We start from the raw sequence: 25,898 nt of genomic DNA on the forward strand, positions 1-25,898 counted from the left end.
TAACATTGTGGTTATCCACAGAATAACTTTTATGAACAGTTTATTCTTCTGGATATTCGAAGCGATAACCAACACCATAAACAGCTTGAATCCATTCATGACGGTTACCAGTTTCAGCCGCTTCACTAATTTTTCGGCGCAAGTTTTTGATATGACTATCAATAACACGGTCGGCAACATCAAAACTGTCTGGATTGATATGGTCTAATAATTGCGCACGCGAATAGACTTGTCCCACATGTTCTAAAAATAACTCAAGTAGGCGAAATTCTGTCGGCGTTAAACTCAAAGATTTTTGTTGGTACCAAATCCTTTGTTGTGCTTTATCAATTCGGAAAGAATCATTTTGCTCAGGTTCAGCCTTACGTTCTAGACGACGTAAAACTGCCTGCACGCGTGCAACCAGCTCTTTAGGACTAAATGGCTTACATACATAATCGTCTGCGCCCATATTTAGTCCTAAAACACGGTCAATTTCCTCAGTACGTGCAGTGACCATAATAATCGGTAGATCTGACTGTTCACGGACCTTACGACAAATTGTTAAACCATCCATTCTTGGAACCATTAAGTCCAGAATCATTAAATTGGGTTTACGTTGTTGAAAGCTTGTATAAGCATCTTGACCATCATGAAACATGCTTACTTCGAAACCAGCAGCCTCAAGATAATCACGCACCAGAAGCGCTAACTCAACTTCATCCTCAACCAACATTACATGTTTCATGGGCCATTTTTCCTTTTATTTAACTCTGCTTTTTAAAGGTAAGTACACAACGTAAACCACCCAATGGCGAGTGTTCAAAACTGAGTGTACCACCAAGCGCTTGCGCAATTTTACAAGATAAAGCTAAGCCTAGTCCTGTTCCACCTGTACTACGCGTACGCGAATCATCTACACGATAAAAACGTTCACCTAAACGTGATAACTGTTCATCGTTTAAACCAAATGGGCTGTCATCGACATATAAAGTCCAGTCTTGAAGTGTTTGACTGGTATGAATATGAATTTTTCCACCTGTTTCGGTATAACGAATGCTATTACCAATCAAATTAACAATAATTTGTTTAAATCTATCACGGTCTAACAATAATGGAACACCTTCCCCTTCGACCTCAATTTCTAAGCCGGCTTGTTCTAGTTTAGGCCTGAAGTTTTCTACCTCTTGTAATACAACGTCCCATGGATTGACCGAACTTAAATAGCATTTAAGCTGCTGAGCATCGGCTTGTGCCAAGTCGGCAAGATCTTGTGTGAGTTTCTTTAAACTCGAAACTTGTCGCATCATGGCATCAAGGTGTTCAGGTGTTGCTTTTCGAATACCATCTTGCATCGCTTCAATTTGCGCCTGCAATACAGCCAATGGTGTTTTTAACTCATGAGAAGTATCGGCCACCCATTGACGTCGTGATTCTTCATGTTGGTGTAAAATTTCAGCTAAATGGTTCAATTGAGTTGATAAATCGCCTAGTTCATCATTTCGTTTAATGACCATTTGGTGTTGGTAATTACCTTTAGTTAATTCATTTGTTGCATTTAATAGACGCTGAATTGGCTTTTTAAAATAAGTTGCCATTAAAAGTGCTGCAACTAAACTTGAGAGTAATGTTAAAGCGTAAATTAAGAGCAAATAACGCTTTTGATTACTGAAGAAATTGATACTTAAGGCATCTTCTTTATCTAAAACGGGTTTTAGTCCCAGGTATCCAACGACCTGATCATTGACCATAATCGGACGATAAGACATCTGATCTGATGAAGGGGGTTCACCGACTACAAATTGATGTTTGGCATCATATAAAGATAAACGTGAACTTAAGCCCAAACGGTCTGGCAAAGCAATAAACCGCTTTTTACCATTTTGTGTCTCAATATCTTTGAGACTCCCTCTTTTTGACTTATTTTTTTTGTCATCACGCTGACGAAACTGGTTTGCGCTTAACGGGAATTTTAAGCCTTCAAACGGTTGATATTCAGAAGGTAAATTCTTTTCAAGTGTACGAAGCTCTTCATCACTAAAAATAGAATTTTTATTTGCAGTCGCTCCATCTGGAGAAACATTAATGAGCGTATGTTCATCGAATGAATGCTGCTGAATGGCAATATCATATTGGCGTCTTAACCACCACTGTGAAAGACGGTCATAATCATCCGGTGCTGCGGTTCCTTCAATTTGTAAGATTTGTGCCTGAATCGCATTACCCCAATCATGGTAAACGGTATATACATTTCCAAGATTGGTCATGAGCCGGTCTAGCTTTTGCATTTCAACATCGGCCACATATTTGGCAAAGTTCTTTTGCATCGTCCAGTGCAATACACTCAAACTTGCAGTTGCAATTAATAACGTAGTCAGTAAGACCGTTAAAAATAGCCGCAATGCAATGGGAACACGTAGTACGTTCAAAAGCACTCTCTCATTTTTACGCTAAAGGGGTCTGCTAGTACTTCATTTTATAATTGTGACGAAGGTTATTTTCTTGTATTTCTAGACAAGAGATACAAAGCTTAGTGATCTAAGCAAGTAACTCTTAACGACGAAATACTGAAAAATAGTCCCGTCCTGAAAGGTTATGGCTAAAACTGCCATAATCTTTGTTATGAAGCTTGCCAAGGATATAATCATTGCCTGTGCTTCATGCCTCGTTTATGTGGTTTTAGCCTATAATACAATTTATAAAATGAATTACTAACAGATCCGAACATTGTAACTAACAACGAAAAGAAAAACTCTCCATTGTTTCTTCATCTTTATTATCTAATCTTTAAGTCATCTTAAAACAAACATTAAAGGGCTTTAAATATGAAAATGACGGCTAAAATCGCATTGTTCAGTGCAGCAATTGTAACTATGGGTAGTTTGGCTGCTTGTCAATCAACACCACAAACGTCTAATTCAGACCATCACATGATGCAAGATGGTCCGCGTGATGGCCATCACCGTATGAAACACCGTGAATTTACACCTGAACAAAAAGCAGCGTGGGAGCAGCACCGCGCAGAACGTAAAGCTCGTTTTGAACAGATTCAAAAAGCATGTGAAGGCAAGGCAAATGGTCAGGCTGTAAATGTTCAAATTGGAGACAAAACGCTTGAAGGTACCTGTAACCTTCGTTTCGAACCAAAACGTCCTCAACAACCAATGACTGCCCCTGCTCCAGTAGCATCTCAAGCAAAATAATTCTAAAAACACTGAAATAAAAGGCGCCTATAGGCGCCTTTTTTGTGTACATAACTCCTTACGATTTTGACTATTTGTCTCATCTAAACTTCACCAAAAGTGTTTACACTCAAAGCACTTACATAGTTCAAGTATTTTTTTCTTGACTTTGCAGTCACAAAGTAAAGGCCCTGAGGTGCTTGTACAGTTATGCAAGTTGTTGCACGATGTAATAGTTCAAGGTGCCTCTTATGGCACATTATCGTAGATTAGGATTATAACTCTGGTTTCACCAGTATTGAGGAACCCGATATGCCACAATACAAAGCGCCCTTACGTGATATGCAATTCGTTTTGCATGAATTATTAAATGCAGAAGAGCACTATGCAAAATTACCTGATTTCCAAGGTAACGTAAGCCGTGAATTGGTTGATCAATATTTAGAAGCTGCGGCAGACTTCTGTGAAAATGAACTTTCTCCTTTAAACCAAGTTGGCGACCGCGAAGGTTGTACTTGGAATGATGGTGTAGTCACTACTCCAACAGGATTTAAAGAAGCTTATCAAAAATATATTGAACTTGGCTTCCCGTCTTTATCAGCAGAAGAACAATACGGCGGTCAAGGCCTACCTAACTCTTTAGGTATCGCAATTTCAGAAATGGTCGGTAGCTCAAACTGGGCATGGGGTATGTACCCTGGCTTGTCTCACGGAGCTGTACGTACTTTAGAACATCACGGTTCTGATGAGCAAAAAAACACTTACTTACCAAACCTTGTTTCAGGTGTTTGGACAGGGACTATGTGTTTAACTGAATCTCATGCAGGTTCAGACTTAGGTATCATCCGCTCTAAAGCAGAACCAAATGCAGATGGTAGCTATGCAATCTCTGGCGAGAAAATCTTTATCTCTGCTGGTGAACACGACATGGCTGAAAACATCATCCATATCGTTCTTGCTCGCTTACCAGGTGCGCCGAAAGGTACTAAAGGTATTTCGTTATTTATCGTTCCTAAATTCAACGTTAATGCAGACGGAACACTAGGTGAACGTAACGCAGTACGTTGTGGTTCGATCGAACACAAAATGGGTATTCACGGTAACGCAACTTGTGTCATTAACTTTGACCAAGCAAAAGGTTACTTGATTGGACCTGAAAACCGCGGTCTGAACTGTATGTTTACCTTCATGAACACAGCGCGTATTGGTACTGCTGTTCAAGGTTTATCTGCATCTGAATCATCTTTCCAAGGTGCATTAACTTACGCAAAAGATCGTTTGGCAATGCGTTCACTTTCTGGTCCTAAAGCTCCAGAAAAAGAAGCAGACCCAATCATTGTTCACCCAGCCGTTCGTAACATGCTTTTAACTCAAAAAGCATTTGCTGAAGGTGGTCGTGCACTTGTTTATTTACTTGCTCAATATGCAGATATCGTTGAAAAAGGCGAAACTGAAGAAGAGCGTAAATTTGCTGACAATATCTTGTCGTTATTGACTCCGATTGCAAAAGCATTTTTAACTGAAACAGGTTCTGAGTCTGCTAAGCACGGTGTTCAAGTCTTCGGTGGTCATGGCTTTATTTCTGAGCATGGCATGGAACAAATCGTACGTGATACACGTATTGCCTGCTTGTACGAAGGTACAACTGAAATTCAAGCATTAGACTTGTTAGGCCGTAAGGTTTTGCAAACTCAAGGTGCAATGCTTCGTGATTTCACTAAGATTGTTCACAAGTTTGTTGAAGCAAACAAAGACAATGCTGCCATGAAAGAATTTGTTGAGCCACTTGCTGCGCTTAATAAAGAATGGGGCGACCTCACTATGCAAATCGGTATGCGTGCAATGCAAAATCCGGATGAAGTGGGTGCTGCTGCTGTAGATTACCTCTACTTCGCAGGTTACGTGACTTTAGCTTATCTATGGGCTCGTATGGCGCTTGTAGCACAAGAGAAATTGGCAGAAGGTACAACTGACGTTGATTTCTATAATGCGAAAGTTACCACTGCTCGCTTCTACTTCAAGAAAATCTTGCCACGCGTACGTTCACATGTAGACGTGATTGCAGGCGGTTTAGACCCTTTGATGTCATTAGACGCTGAACATTTCGCTTTCTAATCATAGTTAGTTGCGATATGCAATGTTAAAAACCAAAAAAGGACTGCTCAGTTTTGACGGTCCTTTTTTTATAAAATCGATGATAAATTTAGACTTTAAATTCAATATCCATTTCGTTTTACAGGATATCTAGCACAGGCCGATGTGCACAAAAAAGGTGAACGATTATGCCAATTTACAATGCTCCTTTAGCTGATATGAAATTCATCTTAAATGATGTATTTAAAGCAGAACAATTTTGGCAGTCTAATGAGAAACTCGCTCATGTAGATGCTGCAACTGCTGAAGCAATTTTAGAAGAAATGGCTAAATTTGCTCAGAATGTGACTCATCCATTAAACCGTACTGGTGATGAAGAAGGTGCTCGCTATGAAAATGGCGAAGTCTTTACCCCTGCTGGCTTTAAAGATGCATTTCGTCAATATGCAGAAGGTGGTTGGATTGGCTTAGGCGCAGATGAAGAATGGGGCGGTCAAGGCATGCCAAAAATGCTCACCGTTCTTGCTGATGAAATGTTGTTTGCAACTAACCCATCTTTCATGCTCTACCCGCTTCTTTCAGTGGGTGCAGGTATGGCTTTAAGTAGCTATGCATCTCAAGAGCAAAAAGAAACGTATTTACCTAAAATTTATTCAGGTGAATGGTCAGGTACCATGTGCTTGACTGAACCACATGCAGGTACTGATTTAGGTATTATTAAAACTAAAGCAGAACGTAATGATGACGGTACTTATAACATCACAGGTACTAAAATCTTCATTACAGGCGGCGACAACGATTTAGCAGAAAACATTATTCACTTAGTACTTGCTAAAACTCCTGATGCTCCTGCGGGTTCACGTGGTATTTCGCTATTTATTGTTCCGAAATATCTTGTAAATGAAGATGGTTCTTTAGGTGACCGCAACCATGTAGGCCCAGGTTCTATTGAACATAAGATGGGGATCAAAGCATCTGCAACTTGTGTGATGAACTTTGACGGTGCAAAAGGCTACCTCGTTGGTAAAGAAAATGAAGGTCTTGCTGCCATGTTCGTTATGATGAACTACGAACGTTTATCAATGGGTATTCAAGGTCTAGGTGCTTCTGAGTTTGCGTATCAAAATGCAGCTCAATACGCGACAGACCGTTTACAAGGTCGTAGTGCCGTTGGTGTTCAATCACCAAATAAACCTGCTGACAGCATTTTAGTACACGGTGATGTACGTCGTATGTTGTTAAACGTACGTGCAAACAATGAAGCATCACGTGCATTTGCAGTTTATGTAGGTCAGCAGCTCGATATCACTAAGTTCTCAACTGATGCAGAAGCTGTAAAAAAAGCTAATAATCGCGTTGCGCTTTTAACACCGATTGCAAAAGCATACCTTACAGATACAGCATTCCAAGCAACTTTAGATGCTCAAATGGTATTTGGTGGTCACGGATATATTCGTGAATGGGGTATGGAACAATGTATTCGTGATCTTCGTATTGCGCAAATCTACGAAGGTACCAACGGCGTTCAATCTCAAGATTTAATTGGTCGTAAAACTATTAAATGTGGCGGTGCATTCATTGCTGAATACATTACAGAAATCCGTGACTTTGCAAATGATTTAGACACCGATTTGAACTTCATTAAAGATGCAACTTTAGATGCTGCAACTGAAATTGAAGCAATCACTCAGTTTATTATTGAACAAGCTGCTGAAAATGTAGATTTCCCAAATGCTGCTGCTGTTGATTACTTACATGCAGTTGGCTTACTCAGCTTCTCTTATATGTTTGCAAAAATTGCAGCTGCTGCTAAAGATAAATCTGGTGATTTCTACCAAAACAAACTTGCTTTAGCGCAATACTTTGTTGAGCGTATCTTGCCAGATATTGATGCACGTATTGCTAAAATTAAAGCGGGTGCTGACTTAATCATGGGCTTTAGTGAAGACTACTTTACTAACCAAGCATAATTAAGATTTTTCATAAAAAACGCCTGATTGATCAGGCGTTTTTATTTTGTATCTACTATTTCTATTGGCATAAAACTTGTTTAATTTCTAAGCATATTCATATCAAAAAAAGATCTTACTATGCCTGATCCTAAAAAGTTTGAAAGAACGCTCGACCGATTTGGACACTATGCTGTTGAGGCTTTTCATTATTTGGCTTTATTCATTATCGGCTGTATGGTTGCATGGTCTGCTGCACATACGGTTTTTGAAATTTTAACTGTCAAAAAATATGCATCAATTGATGACATTTTATTGCTATTTATTTATCTCGAACTCGGCGCAATGGTGGGAATTTATTTTAAAACCAATCATATGCCTGTTCGGTTTCTTATTTATGTGGCAATTACTGCCTTAACACGTTTACTTATCTCGGATATCCAACATAACCATAAAGCAGATATCGATCAGGTGATTATTACAGGTTCAATTCTAATTTTAGCGATTTCCATTTTAGTGGTTCGTTTTGCTTCATGGCATTATCCATCGGTAATGAAAGAAAAACACTCAAAAACAACTACATCGTTAAAAAAACCTCAACCTCAAGATGATGAATTAGCATAAAAAAGGCCTCAAATTGAGACCTTTTTTCTAATCTATATTCTATATTTAAGACTTAACGAACACGGTACACTTGGTGGTGTGAATCTACTAATAAATATTGATTCGGCGTTTTCACCCAGTGATATCCACGTGGTGGCTCATATAAACGGTGTGCACGCCAGTCTGAAACAAAGTAACGGTTATCACGGTATTCTACAGGAATACGCTCCCCTCGCTTGATTACGACATATTCATGTCCACGGTTCGCATTAGCCCAACCTGGCGCTCTGTGTTCATCGCGGTGGTCATAACGGTGATCGTAGCGCTGTTCATAGTGTCGATTATCTCTACCGTGATAATCATCCCAGCGATTATTTGAATCCGCCATCGCAGTAGCAGATATACCCAACATTAAAGTTGAAAGTACAAGAACGATTGGCTTTTTCATGGTGCATCCCTTTTGTCTTGATATAGAGCTAGATTAAAAGAGAGTCAAGGAGAAACCATGAATAAAAAGGGCTTGATTGATATTGTTTGTAATGACTATAAAGAAAATATGAAGAATCTGTATCTGTGCTACCATTAGCATTTTCTAAGCTAGGTCAATTGCTGTGTCTGAAATCAGTTTTGAACGTCTTCATCAATTTTTCTGCAAAGTTCCAAGTGTACAAGAAGCCCGTATCATGGCACATGGAGCAGATGGCGAACACGCTTGGTGGTTTAAGTTCAGTATTGATGTAGAACACCCACTTGCATGGCAAACCGTACAAGAACTCGGCCATGTTTTAAATTACCTATCGACGAATGAACGTCTACCAACTCTATTTTTTCCTGTGTCTCCTCCTCCATATATGAATGGTGAGGCAAAAGATTTTTTATCGTGGATTATTCAGTGTAATCATCCTGAGTTTAACCCAGATGTGGTTTGTGATTGGCTTGAAGCACGTTTACCAAATCCAGTCGATGATGAGTCGCAGTGGAAAATTAAGACTGATTTGAGTGAAATAGAAAAGTTAGATGATAAAGCTTTGGATCAATTGATTCCGCCTGCGCCTTAAATCGGACTTATGGCACAGCCTATACTTACAGTAATGTTCTAATGTCTTTTGTATAGGCGTATGCCTCACTTTTGAAAGGTCAAAAGTGACAAAAACCTTTGTTTCACTGATGTTGCTTCCCTGCAACACAGTGAAACGGCAACATCCATGTCGCCAATCACCTTGCTAATTTTGTACAAAATCACGGCAATGAATAAGTTCCAAATTTAGAACCAAACTAAGCAAGACTCTGTCGTGAAGATATAACCTCAAGCTTTATATAAAGCTAAGGTTAGAAAGTCGACAAACCTGACCATTCCATAAAACGATAAATCCAATACTTCACTTTAGACTCGTCTGCATATTTTGAATAATCCACCGTCATTTGACGTGCATTACGATTATCCCAAGAAGAATCGAAATACTGAGCTGCATCTTTAAATACTGGCGCCTGAACTGAGCCGATCACGCGCATATCCGTTTCAAGATTATAGTTTTTTAAGTTACGTGCAGTTAAATTAGCTGAACCTAAAATTAATTCTGCTTGTTGATTATTGTATTTTAATAACATTTTACTATGGCACTGTTCACCATGCGTATCGCACCAACGAATTGGAATACCTACTGCATGAAGCTCGGAAGCGACCTGTCGATTAGGAATTCCGTTTTTCTCCAAGCCAAAAGCGTCCTTATTCGGATCTAGAATCATACGGATTTTGACTCCGCGCTGTTGTGCCTGTTTTAAAGCCTCAATAATTTTGCGCTCAGAGAGATAAAACATTGCAATATCTAGATGTTCTTGTGGCCCAGCCGTCTCCACCAAATTTAATACAGACTCATAAATTGCTTTTTCAGTTAGTACCTGAACCTGTGGCAAGCTTTTATCTTCATTAAGACCACCCATAATCACAACTGGACTCGCCCCTTGTGACATTTGTGCAACGGTTTGCTCTGTTTTTAATAGATCAATTGCAGTAGGTCCATCTACCACCAAAGCTACGTTGCTATGGTGAGAACTACCATCATGTGGATTGGCAGAAGTGACTAAGCTTTTCCAACCTGCATCGGTATCGACTACTAATGTCTTGCGGTGATTAGCTTTGAAGTTGAGTAATGACAGATAACTCCGTAAAGTCACTTTTCCTTGACCAAACGGGTTATTCAACCAACCCTTTTCAGGATTATTTCCAATATTTTGACAACAAATATACCAAAAGCCTGACCAAAGTGGATTAGATGCACGCAAGGGTTTTAAATCTGTTTCAATCACATCCACCCCAGCCTGACGCAATTGGCGGTAATGTTCTGGAGCCAAACCACCATAAACCGAATTAATTGGATCTGTAATTAATACAATTTGCATCTGAGGATTTTGACGATGCTTTGCGATCAAGGCATCTGTCAATTGTTGCATTAAAGGCAATTGCTTAACTTTAGACTCGCCCACGTCCTGATTAAATAGGAACATATCCATAACAATGGTGGTTTGGGCTTCATCAATCAGTTCAAACACTTCTTTAAAGATATGTTGATCGAGCTGCTGTTTTCCTTGCGCATCCAGATAGGTTTGATCTGCCAAAAATTTCACATTGGCATGGCGAAGCTGTCCCGTAAAATTCAGTCCTTTCGGAAGCGGTTTTACAGTATGGTAAATTGCCGAAGCAATATACCCGATCACCAAAATACTCAATATGACTGCCATGTAACGTCGACCTGACCAGTTTAATTTTTGATGGATTCGTTGGAAGATACGCATATAAACAGAAAAAGCTCTAGCCTAATGAATTAAGGCTAGAGCTTATGTTTTGATTTTTCAATAAGTTTTACGTGAAAAAATTAAAAGCTAAAATTTACACCAACAGTAAAATTACGGCCGACTTGGGGAACATTTGCAAGGAAAGACTCATGTTGATAAATCTTGCTATCTAACAAGTTATTGGCATTTAAGAACACACGATAATCGCCAACATTGCCATATTTTCCGTTATAACCAACACCTAAGTTCACCATGTTATAACTTTGTCCTTTGGTTTCATAATTAGCAATATCATCTTGTTTAAACACATGATAATACTCAGCAGAACCATCCCAGCCATCGCCAAAATTTGCTTTAACTTTAGTTCCTAAACGACCACCTGGTATACGTGGTGCATTTTCGTTATCGATTTTACCGCGCACATAGTCACCAAATAACCCTAAATTATATACAGGTGAAATTTGATAGCTTAAGTCAGCATCAACACCATAAAATTTCGCTGCATCTTGACTATATTCAATGAGGCGGAAACCTTTGTAATCATCCAAGGTATTGGCATAAATGAAATTATCAAAACGGTTATGGAACACACTTACGTTGTATTTCAAGAGGTCATTATCAAAGTGTAAACCCAACTCAACGTTATTTGAGCGTTCTTTTTTCAGGTTATCATTACCCAGTTCATAGGTATTGGTCGCCATATGAACACCGTCTGAATATAACTCTTGAGCAAATGGCAGACGTTCTTGGTGTGACGTTGTGAGGGACAATTTGTACTGCGGAATAAATTCCCAGCTTGCTGTACCAGCAACCGAATATCCGGTACCTGTATAATTCTTTTGATCTGACTCAATGTCGATGGTTTGATGATCAATACGTGAAGAAACAGCAAGATTGACGTTATTGATTTGTTTTTGTTGCAAACCAAATACACTATAACGCTGGGTTTTGCTTGGGTCCATAATGGACTCATCACCAACAATATTTAGTTTCTGTTGGGTATATTGCGCCCCAATTTGTCCTGTCCAACCTGCCCAAGCATTATTTTCTAACGTGACTCGGCTATCTATACCTTTGCTTTTAAAGGTTGTGCCGACATCAGTCTTATGCATTTCTTCATGCTGATAATCGGTATAGCTCGCTTGCGCTGCAACTTTGGAAAAACCTGCAAACGGGTCTTTTAATTCCCCTTTTAAGTCATAACGCTTTTCTTTGAGATTAATCCATGAAGCATCGTGTTCATGATCGGTTGATGGGTCACCAGTTCCACACACAAGATGCAATCCCTCACGCCCACAAGAACTAAAAAGCTCATTATCAGCAGGAATACCATATTGATCATGTCGCTGACTAAATGATGCACCGATAAATCCACGGTCCCCAATCCAAGACAATCCAGCGTTGTAATTTTTAGAATCGGCAAAAGTGCTGTCCTGACGACGCTCATCTGTTTGTAAATCTTTAGGCAAGATATAGTCATTGGCATCGCGCTTTAAACCACCAACACGTAGCGCAACATGATCACCTAAACCGACTGTCGCTTGCCCTGAATAAAGTAACTCATCGCTACCTGAGTTGTAGCGAACACCAGCTTTTCCTTGATAGCCTTTTTCTGGCATGGCGGTTGGGATTTTTTCATCAACAACATTCACCAGCCCCCCGACTGAGCCTGCACCATATAGTAATGCTTCAGCGCCATTTAATATCTGAATATCTTGAGCAGAGTTTGGATCAACCGTAACAGCATGGTCTGGCGATACAGATGAAACATCCATTACATCGCCACCATTTTGCACAATCTTGACACGTGTACCATCTTGACCACGAATAACAGGACGACTCGCCCCTCCCGTATATTGAGCAGAATAAATCCCTGCCTGACCATTTAAGGCATTACCAATACTCGTTGCCCCTTCAGTCAAAGACGTGTTGTTAGCTGGTGCTGTAGGTTCTGCTTTAACCTTAATTGTCGCCAATTCGGCAGGTTGCTCTTCCTTGGTATTTATCTCATCCGCTGCCATCACTTGCTGAATAGAAAATGATAATAATGAGAGAACAAAAAGCTGTGTTTTGAGCTGCATAGTTAATGACCCATATTTTTTTGTTATATTATAACATTCCAAACGTTTTGCAATAAAAAACATTAGTCAAAAGCATGTTTCGTTAGACTCATTGTTTTTGATGATGTGAGAAGCTTCTTTTTCCAATGCCTTTTACAATCTCTCATGCTGTTATCGCACCACCTATTTCTAAATTAAGCCGAAACAAACTGCCTATTGCTGCGCTTGCAATTGGTAGCATGACACCTGACCTTTACCGCTTATTTACAGTCCAGTCAGGTATGTTGACTCATCAATGGAAAGGCTTACTCTACCCAAACCTTGCATTAGGCTTATTATTTTGTGTTATTTGGTATTTACTTTATCGGCCTGTTGTTTACCGTTTTTTTGGTATTCAGCATGATTTGAAATTAGACTCTTTTAAACGTTTTATCTACTTTTTTATTGGAATTATATTCGCACTTATTATCGGTATTGCCACTCATCTTATTTGGGATGGTCTGACCCACTCTGACTTTAGAACTTTTATATTCCAAGACGTTTTATCAAAAACGGTTCATTTATTTGGCCGACCTTATCCATTGCACCGCCTTCTTCAACTTGGTTCCTCGGCTCTTGCATTACCGTTTTTAGGCTGGATGTGTATTCACTATTATCGAATTCATAAACAGCACTGGAAAGTGAGTAAAAAAATTAAAAAATTTGCATGGTGTCTGTTTATCCTATCTACACTTCTAGGCTTATTTTCACTTTGGGATTATGCCCGTTACATTCCTCATGAAGTTTGGCACACAGATACCTATTATTTTACTGGCCGATCTATTAATGAGTTCATGCAAGGCTGGTTAAGTACTTTTAGTTTAGGATGCTTATTATTCTTGTTTTTAGATAGACAACAAAGAATGGGCTAATAGGTAAACTTGCTGCCAAATTGCTCATTTTTAGCTAAATTATAGCTGTTTTTTGATCTAGTTCTTGTCGCATGCCATTCAACAGGGCATAATCGAAAACTTACTTTTTTGACGGTGCGCGGTTTACGCATCCGTCTTTTCAGCCAATATAGTTTGGATAATCTTCATCATGATGCGAACTCATTACTGCGGCTCTTTAACTGAAGCCCAAATCGACCAAACCGTTACATTATGCGGTTGGGTACATCGTCGCCGTGACCATGGCGGTGTTATTTTCCTTGATATGCGTGACCGTGATGGTCTCGTTCAAGTGGTTATTGACCCAGATACTCCAGAAGCATTTGCAACTGCAGATAAAGCACGCTCTGAATATGTATTAAAAATTACAGGTCGTGTTCGTCGCCGTTATGAAGGTACTGAAAACTCAAATATGGTGAGTGGTCAAATCGAAGTTTTAGGCAAAGAAATCGAAGTTCTTGCTGCTTCTGAAACTCCGCCATTCCCATTAAATGATGACACCATCAACGTGTCAGAAGAACACCGTTTAAAATACCGTTTCTTGGACATCCGTCGTCCAGAAATGTTAGATCGTTTACGTTTCCGTTCTAAAGTAACGAACCTGATCCGTAACTATTTAGATGATCACGGTTTCTTAGATGTTGAAACTCCAATTTTAACTCGTGCAACTCCTGAAGGTGCACGTGACTATTTAGTACCAAGTCGTGTACAAAATGGTAGCTTCTACGCACTTCCACAATCACCTCAATTGTTTAAACAATTATTGATGGTGGGTGGTATCGATCGTTACTACCAAATCGCGAAATGTTTCCGTGATGAAGACTTACGTGCTGACCGTCAGCCAGAATTCACTCAAATCGACATTGAAACATCGTTCTTAAATGACGATGAAATCATGGATTTGATGGAAGGCATGACTGTTAAACTGTTTAACGAATTGCTTGGCGTAAAATTTGAAAAATTCCGCCGTATGCCATATAGCGAAGCTATGCGTGACTATGCATCTGACAAACCAGATTTGCGTATTCCGTTGAAACTCGTTGACGTTGCAGACTTAATGCAAGAAGTAGAGTTCAAAGTATTTGCTGGTCCTGCAAAAGATCCTAAAGGTCGTATCGTTGCCTTACGTGTTCCAGGTGCAGCATCATTGCCACGTAGTGCAATCGATGAATACACCAAATTCGTTGGCATCTATGGTGCAAAAGGTTTGGCTTACATCAAAGTTAATGAACTCGCTAAAGGAATTGAAGGTCTTCAATCTCCAATCGTGAAATTCATTGAACCGATCGTACTTGAATTGTTGGACCGTGTCGGTGCACAAGATGGCGATATCGTATTCTTCGGTGCAGATAAAGCTAAAGTTGTAAACGATGCAATGGGCGCACTACGCGTCAAAATTGGTCATGACTTGAACCTTTCAACTTGTGAGTGGGCTCCACTTTGGGTTGTTGACTTCCCAATGTTCGAAGAAACTGACGATGGCAAATGGACTTCAGTTCACCACCCATTCACGCTACCTAAATCTAGCGTAGAAGACGTGAAGAGCAATCCAGGTGAAGCACTTTCTGTTGCTTACGACATGGTATTGAACGGTACTGAAGTTGGTGGTGGTTCACTTCGTATTTACACATTAGAAATGCAAAAAGCGATTTTTGAAGCGCTTGGTATCTCTGATGAAGAAGCAGAAGAGAAATTTAGCTTCTTGCTTAACGCACTTCGTTACGGTGCTCCTCCTCACGGTGGTTTGGCATTTGGTCTTGACCGTTTAGTGATGCTTATGACTGGCGCGACTTCAATTCGTGACGTGATTGCATTCCCTAAAACGAAAACTGCTGAATGTCCACTTACTCAAGCACCTGCTCCTGTTGAAGCAAATCAACTTCGTGACTTGGGCATCCGCTTACGTGAAAAGCCAAAAGCTGAAGAATCTAAATAATTTTTAGATTTTCAAATTAAAAAACCCTGCATAAGCAGGGTTTTTTATTGAATTATTTTAATGAGATACTTCTTTTTCAAAACTTGAGACCGTATTAAATTTTTGTTCAAAAATCTGAATAATTTCTTTTTTTAGTTTTTCAAAATCGACCACGTGCTCATCATCATTTAAACAAATCTGCGGAAGTTGTTCATTCTTAATCACATGATTAATTTCAGGAAGATTTTGCATTCTTAAATTAAAATTTTGGCCACGCTCAAATATATTTACTGGGTAAAAACGCGCAGAACATAATTGCCAAAGCCTAAACAAATATTGGTTAACATCTAAAGGTTGTCTAAAACGATGACTTGATACCTCTTTCAAGTAGCTTTCTTCTTTTACCCAAACCTCTTCAAACACTGACTTCAAAAATGGTTGAGGTAAATGCATACTATAAAAACTTGAAAATTTTCGATTATATAAGCTTAAAAAATTATCCCAGTTATTACTCATCGGATATCGATGATTAAAAAGAGCATAAGGATGATTTCTAAATAGTTTTCTCTTATCAAAATATTTATTGATAATGGCGACATCAGTTAAGGCAACTGCACCTAAAAAGTTCTCCCCTCCGACCACCATCAAGGGCTGTAATCGAATACCATCACAAGGCAAACCATTTTGAAAGAAAAATTCAGGCTCTAATGGTCGATTAATAAAAGTATCATCATTAAAATAGACAAAATGTTCTGCAAGGCCTTCTATTTTATGGATATTAATTTCAATAGCATGAGAATTAAATGTTGGTAAACAATCTGAATCTATAATTTGATCGTGTGTTACCAAATTCAATTTAGGATGATTTTCTACTAAAAATTCAGGGAAATGACCACAAGTTACCAGGTGAATTTTTCGTACCCAAGGACAGAATTTTTCAACAGATCTAAACCAGTACTGAAGATTATCCCAATCCCGATAACGGCACTCATCACTAAGCTCGGATACCTGTATATTTGTTTCTTTAGATTTATAAAATATATAATCTTGCTGCCATCTAGTATCAGTTGAGTCTACCCAAATCAGTACAAAATCTATAGGCTGCATTACTCTCCCCAAGCTAAAATTAACAAGGTAATCAAAGTATTGGTAAACAAAAGGGATTTTACTATTTATTAATGTTAATAAAAGTTCACAATTCCTTCATATTTTTATTTTTTCTAAACAATTTCGTTAATTCTGACTCTATTGAGATGGCGGGAGGCAAATGGCATAATAACTGCTCTTTTCTCCCATGGTAATTGATTATGGCAATGCGTCCTGACGTCCGTCGACATGCTTTAGTCGTGATTGTGTTCTCTCTCGCGCAATGGTTCTTCATGCGCTATATCCTTTCTCATGAATTATTTAATTTAAACACTAATCAACGTATTCTTTATTTCTGTATCAGTAGCTTAGCAGGTGCATTACTTATTTTTGTTGCCCTAATTTATATGGTGCTTAAAGGAAATGCGGATAAAAATTAATATCCGCTTCCCTTTGTAAGATTTATATAGCTCTAAATCTACTTTCCAATATAGCCTTCACATAACTTAAGTAGATCCGGATGTCTATCATGCTGATGGACAATCGGAATAATTTCTTGATTATGATTAATAATAAATCCTTGATCATTAACTGCAATTTGGTCTATAGGGTATAACCCAAGAGTTACGATAATAGATTCAAATGGCTGACAGCGAGTTACACCAGCTAATTCTTTATTAATTAATAATTTATTATGCATGGCTTGATCATAAATTCTTTCAGACATTTTTTGATATGGCTGTTTGCAGAACTCTTCAATCATCTTCCCGATATAGACTCTGATTGATTCATGATCACCAATAGTGACACCTGAACAAGAGACTTGCTCATCTTTTGCAATATTATAAAAACTCTCTCCATATGCATCCAAGATCCATTTTCGATTGTATTGCTCTGTACCTATGGTGAAATCCGGATTTTCCATGCCTACAAAGAGACCCTTGCCGAGATTTTTGAAAGGATTACTTTGAAAGAAAACATCTCGAACATCGCTAAGCAATACATGTGAAGCATCAGAATGGCTTTCTATAATTTCTTTATATTCAAAAAAACGGCTTACATGCGGATAACCTGTAATTTTAAGAGCTCGAATCTTTGAATCGGGAATTGCTTCATTTACACTTAAGCTAATAATTTTTTTAAAAAGATTTTTTACCAACTTGAATTTATAAAGACCAGAATATTTTGACTTTGATTTAAACTTCCCAATAGTTGAAATTTTAAACTCAATTTTAAAACCTTTGATATCTGAGAATGCATTCACAAACTCTGTCAGTTGCTCTTTATAGATAATTAAAGCCAATATGCCATCAAAGTCTGTCTTTTCTAAAGAATACACAAAAGAGGAGATGAGGTCAGTACTGTAACCAGTTGCTGACCCGATAATAATATTTTTTTGCTTAATCATAAAATTAATAATAAAACTAAAAAAAAACGGCTAAATTATATATTTATTAAGTATATATTTCTTTAATTTAACTCTTAAGTAACGCAATAAATCACTGTCATCTTGTGAAGGTGGCGTGATTAAGCTTCTTTCCTTTTCTAGATAACTTAACGCATCATTATTTTCAATGATTGGATGATCGAATAAAAAGCTGACATAAAAACTAAAATCCCCTCTTCCCACAAGATCTTGCCAATGGTCATAAATTTTTATCGGTTGATGATAATCAACCAACATTTGAGCCATTTTACGATCTACAACATAGGCATAAGCATAGGCAAGCTTTTCAAGATAGTCGTAATCAACTTTTAAAACTTTTTGGTTAAATAATTCTTCAGACAAAAAATTTCCACGAACACGATTGCATATTTTCATTTGAATACCGCCCAAGCTTAGGAAAAAGCAAGGGCCCAAGTTCAAAGAGCGAATGCTTTTTTCTAAATCTTGGAAATCAATTTCAAAACGTTCAATCACATCATCTTCAAAAATAATGGCATATTCTTCATCAGAATTTAAAAAATCTTTTAATGCAGCAATATGTGACATTGCACAACCAAGTTCACCAGGCGTCATTGGTTTTTTCTTGCCTGCTACGCCCTGTTGAAAATACTCACTAACACTTAAATTTTTACCTATAACCCCAAATTGCTTAAATTCATCACGATATTTGTAAAATGTTGCTTGAGAGTACAACTTTTTTAAACGTTCACTATTCGTAGATTCAATACTGATTAAATATTTTTTCATTTCATTCAAATGTTAAAATGAGTCAGGGATAGTCTATCTAATTATAGTTATATCGAGTGTAAAATTTAATGCTAAATCGCCTAATCCAAAAAAAATGGTACAAGTACCAGCAAACAAAGAAAGCGAAAACTTTTGACTCTCATTGGTATATGCGTTTTGGCTGGTTAGAACAACCTTTTACAACACTTGAGCAATTAGATTCTCTCTTTGAGATCCACTCCCCTAAAAAATTTACATTTGCAGATAGTTTTTATGCTTATGAAAATGGTCGGCATTTTATTTTTTTTGAAGAAGTGGATGACGAACATCCTGTCGGTTTTCTCTCTGTTTTAGAAGTCTTTAAAGATGGAACCTACACACCACCTGAAACTATTTTAAAGCTCGACTACCATCTATCTTATCCTTGCGTATTTAAAATAGATAATACGTGGTACATGGTGCCAGAGACTTTTAGCAACAAAACAATCGAACTGTGGAAATGTACTGATTTTCCGCTGAAATGGGAAAAGCATTCGAATCTTATTGAAAATATTGAAGCAGTCGATAGCACACCTTTTTATCATGAAGGCTTATGGTATCTTTTTACTTCAACGCGTCGTGATTGTAAGAAATTTGGTGATCGCTTAGATATTTTCTTTACCGAAGATATTTTAAAACCAAACTGGCAAGAACATCCTATGAACCCAGTATGTAAAGGAAAAATTCAATATAGGATGGCTGGAAAACCTTTTTTCTATCAGAATAAACTTGTCCGTCCTAGTCAAGACTCTCTAAAGCGATATGGTGGACATATTGAGCTTAAGGAAATTATAAAACTAAATCCAAAGGAATATGAGGAAAGACTGTACGAGACAGTATACCCTGAATGGAACAAAGATGATGATGGATGTCACACTATTGATGTACATTCAAACTTCGTTGTTGTGGATGCGATCCGTTTGACAAAAAAAGATAATTAGCGTTGTTATCTCAACGCTAATTTATAAATATCTAGTGTTTTATTAACCATTGCTTTTAAAGATAATTCATCCTTAGCTTTATTAAAAGCAGGCTCAAAGTCACGCTGGACATGCTCAAAGTTTTCAATAGCAACTCCAATTAATTTTTTAATCTCTAATACGGTATTATCTTTTGCAATATATTTCTCTGGAATAAACTCTCTTACCATACCAACATCGGTGGCAATTACAGGTTTATTTACCAATAAAGCTTCCGCAACAATTAAAGGGCCTCCTTCTTTTAAGGAAGATACCACTACTAAATCACTTGCGGCCAGGTATGGATAAATATCTGGCTGATAACCCACTAATTTAATTTTATCTTGTAAATGAAGATCTTTAATTAACTGACTTAAACGTTCATGCTCTGGCCCTTCACCCAATATTTCTAGCTGAACTTCAAACCCTTGCCATGCTTCTATAAGTTGATCAAAACCTTTTACTGGATCTAATCGACCGATGGCGAGGGCTTTTTTTAGAGTTGTTCTGGATATATCACCAGTCAATCTTTTTTCCTGAGCAACACCATTATAAACAACATGAACTGGTCGATATTCACTAACTTTATCTGCTACCGCCTGACTTACAGTAATTACCTCATTAAAATGACGATAACTACGCATGTTATTTTTCATACCATGAATGGTTGCCACACTTGGAACTCTTAAAAAAGGCAGAAGAAAACTCAACATTTTTGATGCTTTTCCGCCTTGCGCATGGACAATATCTGGAGTAATTTTTTTAATTTCTTTAAAAAGTGAATAAAGAAGACTGATATTCATTCTTCCTTTAGAAAAATCAAAATAATGACAATGAAGATGTTCTAATTGAGGTATTGCATTTCGATAGTTTAAGTCTAAAAACAAATGAACTTCTTGCTTGGCTGATAATTCTGCACAAAGTTGAAAAGTATGCTTTTCTAGACCACCAATCTTTCCACCATCTGTTGCCATAATCTGAACAATTTTCATAGCTTGCCTACTTATTTTTATCTTTATTCATAGTCTGTTCAAACAACTTGGCTTCTTTTAGAAAAGCATAAAACGCGTTAATCATACTGTTTACAAAACCACGCCAACCATTTAAGAAACTACGGCGAATAAAGTAAGACTTTAGAAAAGTCACTGGCATGACCAAAACTAATTTTGCAATGCTTGGCGACTTTCCTTTTTGATATTTCTCTAATGCTTTGAGATTTGAATATTGGTTGTTTTTTTCGACTTTTACGAAAATGCTCGACTCGCCATAATGATAAATATCATGTTGAGCACGCTGAGATTCACCATCCACAATCACATTTTCATGGACTTTATTGGCAAGATCATAATGGCCTTTGGATTTTCGGAAAAAACGTACTTTTGCATGTTTTTTAGTGTGTTTACTGTTAGGAACACCTAAAAAAACATCATTAATCGGTGTGATGAGTGCATCAAGTTTATTCTGTTGAATAGTCTCAACAATTTCTTGTTTTAACTCTTCCGACAAAACTTCATCACCATCTAAGTTAAGCACCCAATCATTATGGCACTTTGCCAAAGCCAAGCTTTTTTGCCCAGCATAGCCTTGCCAGTCTTGATGAGAAATTTGGGTATTTTCAAACTGCTCTGCAATTTCATAAGTATTATCAGTACTGCCAGAGTCTAAAATAATAACTTCATCAAACTCACAAACACTTTGCAAAGTTCGCTCTAACCAAGCACTACAATTTAAAGTGACAATATAGACACTACATGGAATTTTATTCATAACTTATAACGTCCTTTAGCAAGGGCGATACGCATCTGTAAAGCATTCATGGCACCATGCGTGCTGACACGTGGAATATTAAATTGATTAACAGGTTCATACGCTTCGATTTTTTTACGTGTCGATACAGCGTTTTTAAAGCCAATCTCTTGCGCCATTTTTTGGTGCTTTTCGTTAAAACGACCAAATGGATAAGCAAAGCTCGGGCATTTCCCAACTAATGCTTCAACGTCACGTTTAGATTGAAGCATCTCATCATAAGCAGTTTGATCATCAAGTTTAAGTAGGTTCACATGATGTTGTGTATGTGCACCAAACTCAATCAAACCAGAATTCGCCATTTCATGGATTTGTTCATGAGTTAGCTTTTCGATTCCTTCAATTTGCGTCGCCAAATAAATAGTTGCCTTTGCATTATATTTTTTAAGTAAGGGATAGGCATAAAGATAATTATCCATAAAGCCATCGTCAAAACTTAAAGCAACGACATTTTTTTGATTGCGGTATTGTTCAAGCTCAGAGACATAACAAAAAGTAGCACCTTTACGCGTCAACAACTTTAAGAGTTGTTCAAACTTATCAGGCGGCATGTTCATGCCAGAGGCCGCATCTTTAGGGGTAACCTGATGCAACATCACAATGCGTGGTAGTTTATTCGAACGAAAAGGAAGCCAAAAAGTATAATTACCTAGCACATATAACAATGCAGCAAGTGCTATGAGGCCTACCGCAACGTACAAAAACCACATCATGCATAAACCTCATGTGACCATTCATAATTTTCTGAAAGGGGCTGCTTAAATGTCACTTCAACCATGAACTGGGTGATGCGCTTAGCATTGAAAGATTTACGTGTTTTCTCCCAACCCTCTTTCGCTATTTTTTCAGCCTGATCTGGGTTTTGATCAAAGAATTGGATCTTCTTGGCCAAGTCGAACTGATCATCAAAGTAAACCACTTCCTGCTCAGTATAGAGCTTCTCAAAGCCCGGAATTCTTGGGCTAAAGGTGAGTAAACCATTACCAGTTAGTTGTACAATACGGTCAGAACTATACAAGGTTACATCATTACGGCGTGAATAATTGAGTCCCATTTTTGTTTCAGACAGAACTTTATAATACGCTTTACCATAAACACCTATTTGCTCAAAACAACCATAATATTGGTAGTTCACATGACCTTTTTGCAGAGCATCTGCCAAGTCCTTTAAGAATTTTTCACGCTCAGGTTCTTTGTAGACTACACCACAGAAAATAAAAGTTTTGTCAGTTTTAGAGTTTGAGAACTGCTGTAATGTTTCTACATTGCGATGACCCACATTAGGTAAATAGGCTACGCTTAAATGAGGTTGCTTTAACTTCTGTAGATACTCACCGCCTGTTGTACAGAAAATAGCATCTAAATACGGCGAGAATGCTTTTACAAAGCCAAGTTTGTTTTCTAGATAAAGTGGGTCAACATACCAAAATGCAATTTTAGTATGGGGATAAGATTCTTTAATTTGTCTTAGAACATCCGGACTCATCAAGTCACTATGACCAATAAGGACTAAGTCAGGTTCAATGTTATTAACGACTTTTAAGACTTCTTTATTGGCCCAATTGGCACCCAGTTTTTTTGTTTTAAAAATGGTACCCATTCGAGCCATATCACGAAAACTAAAATCATAAACGAAATGGCCATTTTCAATTAATCCGGCAGAAATTTTACGGTCTGTGCAGTAAAAATGCGCGCCTTGTTTATTAAAGCCAAAATTTGCGATATGCAATATTTTCATTCTAAACTCTATAATTCCATCAATTCTGGAGATGAACTAAAATATTATATCATGCCTGATTTTATGTAGACCCTGTTATCAAAATATAGGATGATATCGCGCTTTTACACTTGGAACAGCTTAGCGTGATTTTTCAATTCAAGACAGGAAAGTTATGGTTCTTTCTTTATTGCTTTATGCTCCTTGTTCCATCGTGCATTATTTCGGGTGATGGCTTTCTCAAGGCTTTGTATCCGCTTATTTTTTTCGTTTTTTTAATTTATCATTATCGCCGTTTTTTCTGGCTTAGCTTACCTATTTATCTCTTAAGCCCTTTTGCGCTCTATTACGAAATTACCTATAACGCTCCAACTGAAATATCAGTATGGCTTACCATTTTAGGAAGCTCGACAACTGAAGGTAAAGTTTATTTATCCACATTAGATTTTCCTTTAGCAATTAGTTTAATTATTGCGTATATCGTCCCTCTGGTTTTCTTTTATTATTTTATTCCAAATCAAAGACTAAAAACCCCAATATGGCTACGTATTTTAGCCTTATGTCTCATCTTTTCACCTATTCAACGCTACTTTAAAGCACCTGACCATGAGCAAGGTTTTTTAAATATCTATCGTCATTTTAAACAATCTTATCCTTTAAATTTACTTCTTGGCTTACCTGCAGCGAGCCTTGAGGTAGACCGTGTAAAAGACTTTATAGCAACACAAAATAAGATTGAATGTACACAAGTCAAGGAAACTCGCCCTACCACTACGGTACTGGTTATTGGTGAAAGTGCTCGACGTGATCGTTTAAGTTTATTTGGCTATGCAAAAAACAATACGACGCCTTATCTAGCAAAATATAAACAAGATTTATGGTTATTTAATAATACGATTTCAGGCTCTTATATGACCAGTAAGTCTGTACCTACCTTATTAACAGGTAAGCTAAACGGTACTGATAATTTAAGCCCATCTATTGTGAATGCCTTCAATGCAGCAGGTTATAAAACTTATTGGTTTAGCGCACAATCTCAATATGGTGAATATGATTCTCTAGTTTCAGCCTACGCATCTTCTGCTCAAGAAACGCATTTTTTGACACAACATTCATATTCAGCATCACTCGAAACGCATTATGATGCAGAGCTACTCAAATCATTTGATCGAGCATTGGCAGAAAAAACACCACATAAATTCATTGTTTTGCATCTTTATGGTTCACATGCAGATTTTGCAAAACGCTATCCACAGCAATTTAATAAATTCCAAGATACCTATGACAATACGGTACTTTATACAGACTATCTGCTCAACGAAGTCATCCAAAAATTAAAAGCAACCAACGTGGACGCCAATTTAATTTACACCTCTGACCATGGCTTGAATCTTGGAGAATGTAGAGAAAATAGCTCATTACATTTAGATATGAAAAATAATTTCGATGTTCCTTTAATTATGTGGAGTTCAAGCTCTTGGAAACAGCACAATCCACAAATGGCGAATATTCTTTCGCAAGAACAAAGCAGTGCAATTAGCTCAATTAATATATTGCCCACCCTCTTAGATATGAGAGGTATTCACTGTAAAACTATTTCTCAAGATAAATCTTTATTTAATTCAAAATATAAAACCTATCCAAGAGAGGTTTTAGCTACATCAGAAACGGTTAACTATGATACAGGTTATGATGATGACCAATGTCATTTAGTGAATTGATGCACGACCCGATCTGCTTCCTGAAAGACCTGTGCTTCAGGAAGCAAATTGATAACAAATGCATTTGTTATGAGCTTGTTCTGTAGCAACATATCAACTGCATTGGTAATACGATCTTGTTTGATGCGATCCATTGCAATCACACCGACTCGGCAACCAGCAGTAAGCGCCTCAAAAATCATAGACACACTATCTTCTGTTACCCACACTGCTTCTGCTTTTTGCATTTCTTCAAAAATCCAGCCTTGAGGTGTTTGCTCAACTGGATATATCTGTAATTTTCTGGCAAAGCTTTGTTGCTTTAAAATATCAATAAAACCGTCTGGGGTTCGTCGTGAAGTTGTCAGAACAATTTCGGAGTCTGGATTATTCTCAACAATTTGTTGAACACTCAATAATACTTTCTCTTGGTTCCATTGATGACGTTTAGATGAGCCACCCAATGCGATTAAAATTCTTGAAGCTTGATGGCGGTTTTCATTACAGATTGGATTGAGGGCGCCACGTGTAACAATGACGCGACCATTTGCAGGAATACCATCATGCTCTGGAATCACAGCACAGTCGAACCAAGCAATAGGTAAATTTGGCTTCATTAAAATAATAGTCTTAGCCTTTTTAAAAATTTTACCGAGTAACCAGACACGAAAGTGCGTATGACTTCCCACCCCAAATATAAAATCGGGCGCTTGTTTAAATAAGAAATTTGCTGAAGAGAAAAGTGCTTTGATTAAAGAGCCTATAGGCAAGTCATGAATAGAAACTTCTTCAAAAGTTGCATTTGTCTGCTGTCTTTGCATCGCCTGAAACAAACCTAAAGCTTGTGAACGATGCCCTGCTTTACCATCAGAGACATAGACAATATGCATAAAAACTCCCTAACCAAAAAATAA

At 37.7% G+C, this 25,898-nt stretch carries 23 protein-coding genes; 10 read left to right on the forward strand and 13 right to left on the reverse strand.

What is annotated here, in order from left to right:
- Window positions 1-40: 40 nt before the first annotated feature.
- The gene (locus ABLB96_RS18035) at window positions 41-727 is read right to left on the reverse strand and encodes a response regulator (protein WP_348896181.1); all 687 of its coding nucleotides are present in this window, start codon (window positions 725-727) and stop codon (window positions 41-43) included.
- Window positions 728-746: 19 nt separating this feature from the next.
- Window positions 747-2,408 carry a sensor histidine kinase efflux regulator BaeS gene (baeS, locus tag ABLB96_RS18040; RefSeq protein WP_348896182.1) on the reverse strand — a complete coding sequence of 554 codons (1,662 nt, stop codon included), beginning with the start codon at window positions 2,406-2,408 and terminating at the stop codon, window positions 747-749.
- Between the two features lie 396 nt (window positions 2,409-2,804).
- On the opposite strand from baeS, the gene ABLB96_RS18045 reads away from it, so the two are divergent.
- The 4 genes from ABLB96_RS18045 to ABLB96_RS18060 all read left to right on the forward strand — a co-directional run bounded on the left by ABLB96_RS18045 (window position 2,805) and on the right by ABLB96_RS18060 (window position 7,828).
- Window positions 2,805-3,182: a hypothetical protein gene (locus tag ABLB96_RS18045; RefSeq protein ID WP_348896184.1), complete on the forward strand. Its 378-nt coding sequence runs from the start codon at window positions 2,805-2,807 to the stop codon at window positions 3,180-3,182.
- A 291-nt stretch (window positions 3,183-3,473) separates the two neighbouring features.
- Window positions 3,474-5,276 carry an acyl-CoA dehydrogenase C-terminal domain-containing protein gene (locus ABLB96_RS18050; protein WP_348896185.1) on the forward strand — a complete coding sequence of 601 codons (1,803 nt, stop codon included), beginning with the start codon at window positions 3,474-3,476 and terminating at the stop codon, window positions 5,274-5,276.
- 167 nt (window positions 5,277-5,443) lie between these two features.
- Window positions 5,444-7,225 carry an acyl-CoA dehydrogenase C-terminal domain-containing protein gene (locus ABLB96_RS18055; RefSeq protein ID WP_348896186.1) on the forward strand — a complete coding sequence of 594 codons (1,782 nt, stop codon included), beginning with the start codon at window positions 5,444-5,446 and terminating at the stop codon, window positions 7,223-7,225.
- A 120-nt stretch (window positions 7,226-7,345) separates the two neighbouring features.
- The gene (locus ABLB96_RS18060; protein WP_348896187.1) at window positions 7,346-7,828 is read left to right on the forward strand and encodes a phosphate-starvation-inducible PsiE family protein; all 483 of its coding nucleotides are present in this window, start codon (window positions 7,346-7,348) and stop codon (window positions 7,826-7,828) included.
- A 52-nt stretch (window positions 7,829-7,880) separates the two neighbouring features.
- Here ABLB96_RS18060 and ABLB96_RS18065 read toward each other — a convergent pair whose 3' ends face one another.
- Window positions 7,881-8,255, reverse strand: coding sequence for an RcnB family protein (locus ABLB96_RS18065; protein ID WP_348896188.1), 375 nt, complete (start codon window positions 8,253-8,255; stop codon window positions 7,881-7,883).
- A 163-nt stretch (window positions 8,256-8,418) separates the two neighbouring features.
- Between ABLB96_RS18065 and ABLB96_RS18070 the strand changes: the two genes are divergently transcribed.
- The gene (locus ABLB96_RS18070) at window positions 8,419-8,865 is read left to right on the forward strand and encodes a hypothetical protein (protein ID WP_004705683.1); all 447 of its coding nucleotides are present in this window, start codon (window positions 8,419-8,421) and stop codon (window positions 8,863-8,865) included.
- A gap of 271 nt (window positions 8,866-9,136) precedes the next feature.
- Here ABLB96_RS18070 and ABLB96_RS18075 read toward each other — a convergent pair whose 3' ends face one another.
- Window positions 9,137-10,600, reverse strand: coding sequence for a phospholipase D family protein (locus ABLB96_RS18075; RefSeq protein ID WP_348896189.1), 1,464 nt, complete (start codon window positions 10,598-10,600; stop codon window positions 9,137-9,139).
- Window positions 10,601-10,680: 80 nt separating this feature from the next.
- Window positions 10,681-12,681, reverse strand: coding sequence for a zinc piracy TonB-dependent receptor ZnuD (znuD, locus tag ABLB96_RS18080; RefSeq protein WP_348896190.1), 2,001 nt, complete (start codon window positions 12,679-12,681; stop codon window positions 10,681-10,683).
- A gap of 125 nt (window positions 12,682-12,806) precedes the next feature.
- Between znuD and ABLB96_RS18085 the strand changes: the two genes are divergently transcribed.
- Window positions 12,807-13,571 (forward strand): DUF4184 family protein, encoded by a 765-nt coding sequence (locus ABLB96_RS18085; protein WP_348896191.1) that lies wholly within the window; start codon window positions 12,807-12,809, stop codon window positions 13,569-13,571.
- A gap of 169 nt (window positions 13,572-13,740) precedes the next feature.
- Entirely contained in the window at window positions 13,741-15,525 is a 1,785-nt protein-coding gene (aspS, locus tag ABLB96_RS18090) for an aspartate--tRNA ligase (protein WP_348896192.1), read from the forward strand.
- Between the two features lie 57 nt (window positions 15,526-15,582).
- On the opposite strand, the gene ABLB96_RS18095 is transcribed toward aspS, so the two are convergent.
- Window positions 15,583-16,611: a stealth conserved region 3 domain-containing protein gene (locus ABLB96_RS18095; protein WP_348896193.1), complete on the reverse strand. Its 1,029-nt coding sequence runs from the start codon at window positions 16,609-16,611 to the stop codon at window positions 15,583-15,585.
- 200 nt (window positions 16,612-16,811) lie between these two features.
- Between ABLB96_RS18095 and ABLB96_RS18100 the strand changes: the two genes are divergently transcribed.
- Window positions 16,812-17,030: a hypothetical protein gene (locus ABLB96_RS18100; RefSeq protein WP_348896194.1), complete on the forward strand. Its 219-nt coding sequence runs from the start codon at window positions 16,812-16,814 to the stop codon at window positions 17,028-17,030.
- Between the two features lie 38 nt (window positions 17,031-17,068).
- Here the strand turns inward: ABLB96_RS18100 and ABLB96_RS18105 are convergent, their stop codons facing one another.
- Entirely contained in the window at window positions 17,069-17,998 is a 930-nt protein-coding gene (locus tag ABLB96_RS18105) for a lipooligosaccharide outer core biosynthesis glycosyltransferase GtrOC6 (RefSeq protein WP_348896195.1), read from the reverse strand.
- Between the two features lie 30 nt (window positions 17,999-18,028).
- Window positions 18,029-18,784, reverse strand: a complete 756-nt coding sequence (locus ABLB96_RS18110) for a glycosyltransferase family 25 protein (protein WP_348896196.1) — start codon at window positions 18,782-18,784, stop codon at window positions 18,029-18,031.
- Window positions 18,785-18,852: 68 nt separating this feature from the next.
- Between ABLB96_RS18110 and ABLB96_RS18115 the strand changes: the two genes are divergently transcribed.
- Entirely contained in the window at window positions 18,853-19,743 is an 891-nt protein-coding gene (locus ABLB96_RS18115) for a hypothetical protein (RefSeq protein WP_348896197.1), read from the forward strand.
- Between the two features lie 5 nt (window positions 19,744-19,748).
- On the opposite strand, the gene ABLB96_RS18120 is transcribed toward ABLB96_RS18115, so the two are convergent.
- Genes ABLB96_RS18120 through ABLB96_RS18135 form a run of 4 tightly spaced genes read right to left on the reverse strand, consistent with a single transcriptional unit; the run spans window position 19,749 to window position 23,305 of the window.
- Window positions 19,749-20,753: a glycosyltransferase gene (locus ABLB96_RS18120; RefSeq protein WP_348896198.1), complete on the reverse strand. Its 1,005-nt coding sequence runs from the start codon at window positions 20,751-20,753 to the stop codon at window positions 19,749-19,751.
- A 7-nt stretch (window positions 20,754-20,760) separates the two neighbouring features.
- On the reverse strand, window positions 20,761-21,528 hold the full coding sequence (locus ABLB96_RS18125) for a glycosyltransferase family 2 protein (protein WP_348896199.1): 768 nt from the start codon (window positions 21,526-21,528) through the stop codon (window positions 20,761-20,763).
- Entirely contained in the window at window positions 21,525-22,280 is a 756-nt protein-coding gene (locus ABLB96_RS18130) for a polysaccharide deacetylase family protein (protein ID WP_348896200.1), read from the reverse strand. Before ABLB96_RS18130 ends, ABLB96_RS18125 begins: the two co-directional genes overlap by 4 nt.
- Complete coding sequence (locus ABLB96_RS18135; RefSeq protein WP_348896201.1) at window positions 22,277-23,305, reverse strand: glycosyltransferase; 1,029 nt, start codon at window positions 23,303-23,305, stop codon at window positions 22,277-22,279. Before ABLB96_RS18135 ends, ABLB96_RS18130 begins: the two co-directional genes overlap by 4 nt.
- A 125-nt stretch (window positions 23,306-23,430) precedes the next feature.
- Here ABLB96_RS18135 and ABLB96_RS18140 point away from each other — a divergent pair, with 125 nt between their 5' ends.
- Window positions 23,431-25,005 carry a phosphoethanolamine transferase gene (locus ABLB96_RS18140; RefSeq protein WP_348896202.1) on the forward strand — a complete coding sequence of 525 codons (1,575 nt, stop codon included), beginning with the start codon at window positions 23,431-23,433 and terminating at the stop codon, window positions 25,003-25,005.
- Here ABLB96_RS18140 and ABLB96_RS18145 read toward each other — a convergent pair.
- The gene (locus tag ABLB96_RS18145; protein WP_348896203.1) at window positions 24,990-25,874 is read right to left on the reverse strand and encodes an ELM1/GtrOC1 family putative glycosyltransferase; all 885 of its coding nucleotides are present in this window, start codon (window positions 25,872-25,874) and stop codon (window positions 24,990-24,992) included. The two genes, ABLB96_RS18140 and ABLB96_RS18145, sit on opposite strands and share 16 nt — an antisense overlap.
- Between the last annotated feature and the right edge of the window lie 24 nt (window positions 25,875-25,898).

This window comes from Acinetobacter sp. XH1741, from assembly GCF_041021895.1.
Lineage (GTDB): Bacteria > Pseudomonadota > Gammaproteobacteria > Pseudomonadales > Moraxellaceae > Acinetobacter.

Excerpts from the sequence above, each read along its gene's own strand:
- ABLB96_RS18145 (WP_348896203.1), bottom strand. The coding sequence starts at position 25,874 with ATGCATATTGTCTATGTCTCTGATGGTAAAGCAGGGCATCGTTCACAA.
- ABLB96_RS18060 (WP_348896187.1), top strand. The coding sequence starts at position 7,346 with ATGCCTGATCCTAAAAAGTTTGAAAGAACGCTCGACCGATTTGGACAC.
- ABLB96_RS18095 (WP_348896193.1), bottom strand. The coding sequence starts at position 16,611 with ATGCAGCCTATAGATTTTGTACTGATTTGGGTAGACTCAACTGATACT.
- ABLB96_RS18135 (WP_348896201.1), bottom strand. The coding sequence starts at position 23,305 with ATGAAAATATTGCATATCGCAAATTTTGGCTTTAATAAACAAGGCGCG.
- ABLB96_RS18045 (WP_348896184.1), top strand. The coding sequence starts at position 2,805 with ATGAAAATGACGGCTAAAATCGCATTGTTCAGTGCAGCAATTGTAACT.
- ABLB96_RS18035 (WP_348896181.1), bottom strand. The coding sequence starts at position 727 with ATGAAACATGTAATGTTGGTTGAGGATGAAGTTGAGTTAGCGCTTCTG.
- ABLB96_RS18130 (WP_348896200.1), bottom strand. The coding sequence starts at position 22,280 with ATGATGTGGTTTTTGTACGTTGCGGTAGGCCTCATAGCACTTGCTGCA.
- ABLB96_RS18050 (WP_348896185.1), top strand. The coding sequence starts at position 3,474 with ATGCCACAATACAAAGCGCCCTTACGTGATATGCAATTCGTTTTGCAT.
- ABLB96_RS18075 (WP_348896189.1), bottom strand. The coding sequence starts at position 10,600 with ATGCGTATCTTCCAACGAATCCATCAAAAATTAAACTGGTCAGGTCGA.
- ABLB96_RS18115 (WP_348896197.1), top strand. The coding sequence starts at position 18,853 with ATGCTAAATCGCCTAATCCAAAAAAAATGGTACAAGTACCAGCAAACA.
- ABLB96_RS18120 (WP_348896198.1), bottom strand. The coding sequence starts at position 20,753 with ATGAAAATTGTTCAGATTATGGCAACAGATGGTGGAAAGATTGGTGGT.
- ABLB96_RS18065 (WP_348896188.1), bottom strand. The coding sequence starts at position 8,255 with ATGAAAAAGCCAATCGTTCTTGTACTTTCAACTTTAATGTTGGGTATA.
- ABLB96_RS18110 (WP_348896196.1), bottom strand. The coding sequence starts at position 18,784 with ATGAAAAAATATTTAATCAGTATTGAATCTACGAATAGTGAACGTTTA.
- znuD (WP_348896190.1), bottom strand. The coding sequence starts at position 12,681 with ATGCAGCTCAAAACACAGCTTTTTGTTCTCTCATTATTATCATTTTCT.
- ABLB96_RS18125 (WP_348896199.1), bottom strand. The coding sequence starts at position 21,528 with ATGAATAAAATTCCATGTAGTGTCTATATTGTCACTTTAAATTGTAGT.
- ABLB96_RS18105 (WP_348896195.1), bottom strand. The coding sequence starts at position 17,998 with ATGATTAAGCAAAAAAATATTATTATCGGGTCAGCAACTGGTTACAGT.
- aspS (WP_348896192.1), top strand. The coding sequence starts at position 13,741 with ATGATGCGAACTCATTACTGCGGCTCTTTAACTGAAGCCCAAATCGAC.
- ABLB96_RS18055 (WP_348896186.1), top strand. The coding sequence starts at position 5,444 with ATGCCAATTTACAATGCTCCTTTAGCTGATATGAAATTCATCTTAAAT.
- ABLB96_RS18085 (WP_348896191.1), top strand. The coding sequence starts at position 12,807 with ATGCCTTTTACAATCTCTCATGCTGTTATCGCACCACCTATTTCTAAA.
- ABLB96_RS18100 (WP_348896194.1), top strand. The coding sequence starts at position 16,812 with ATGGCAATGCGTCCTGACGTCCGTCGACATGCTTTAGTCGTGATTGTG.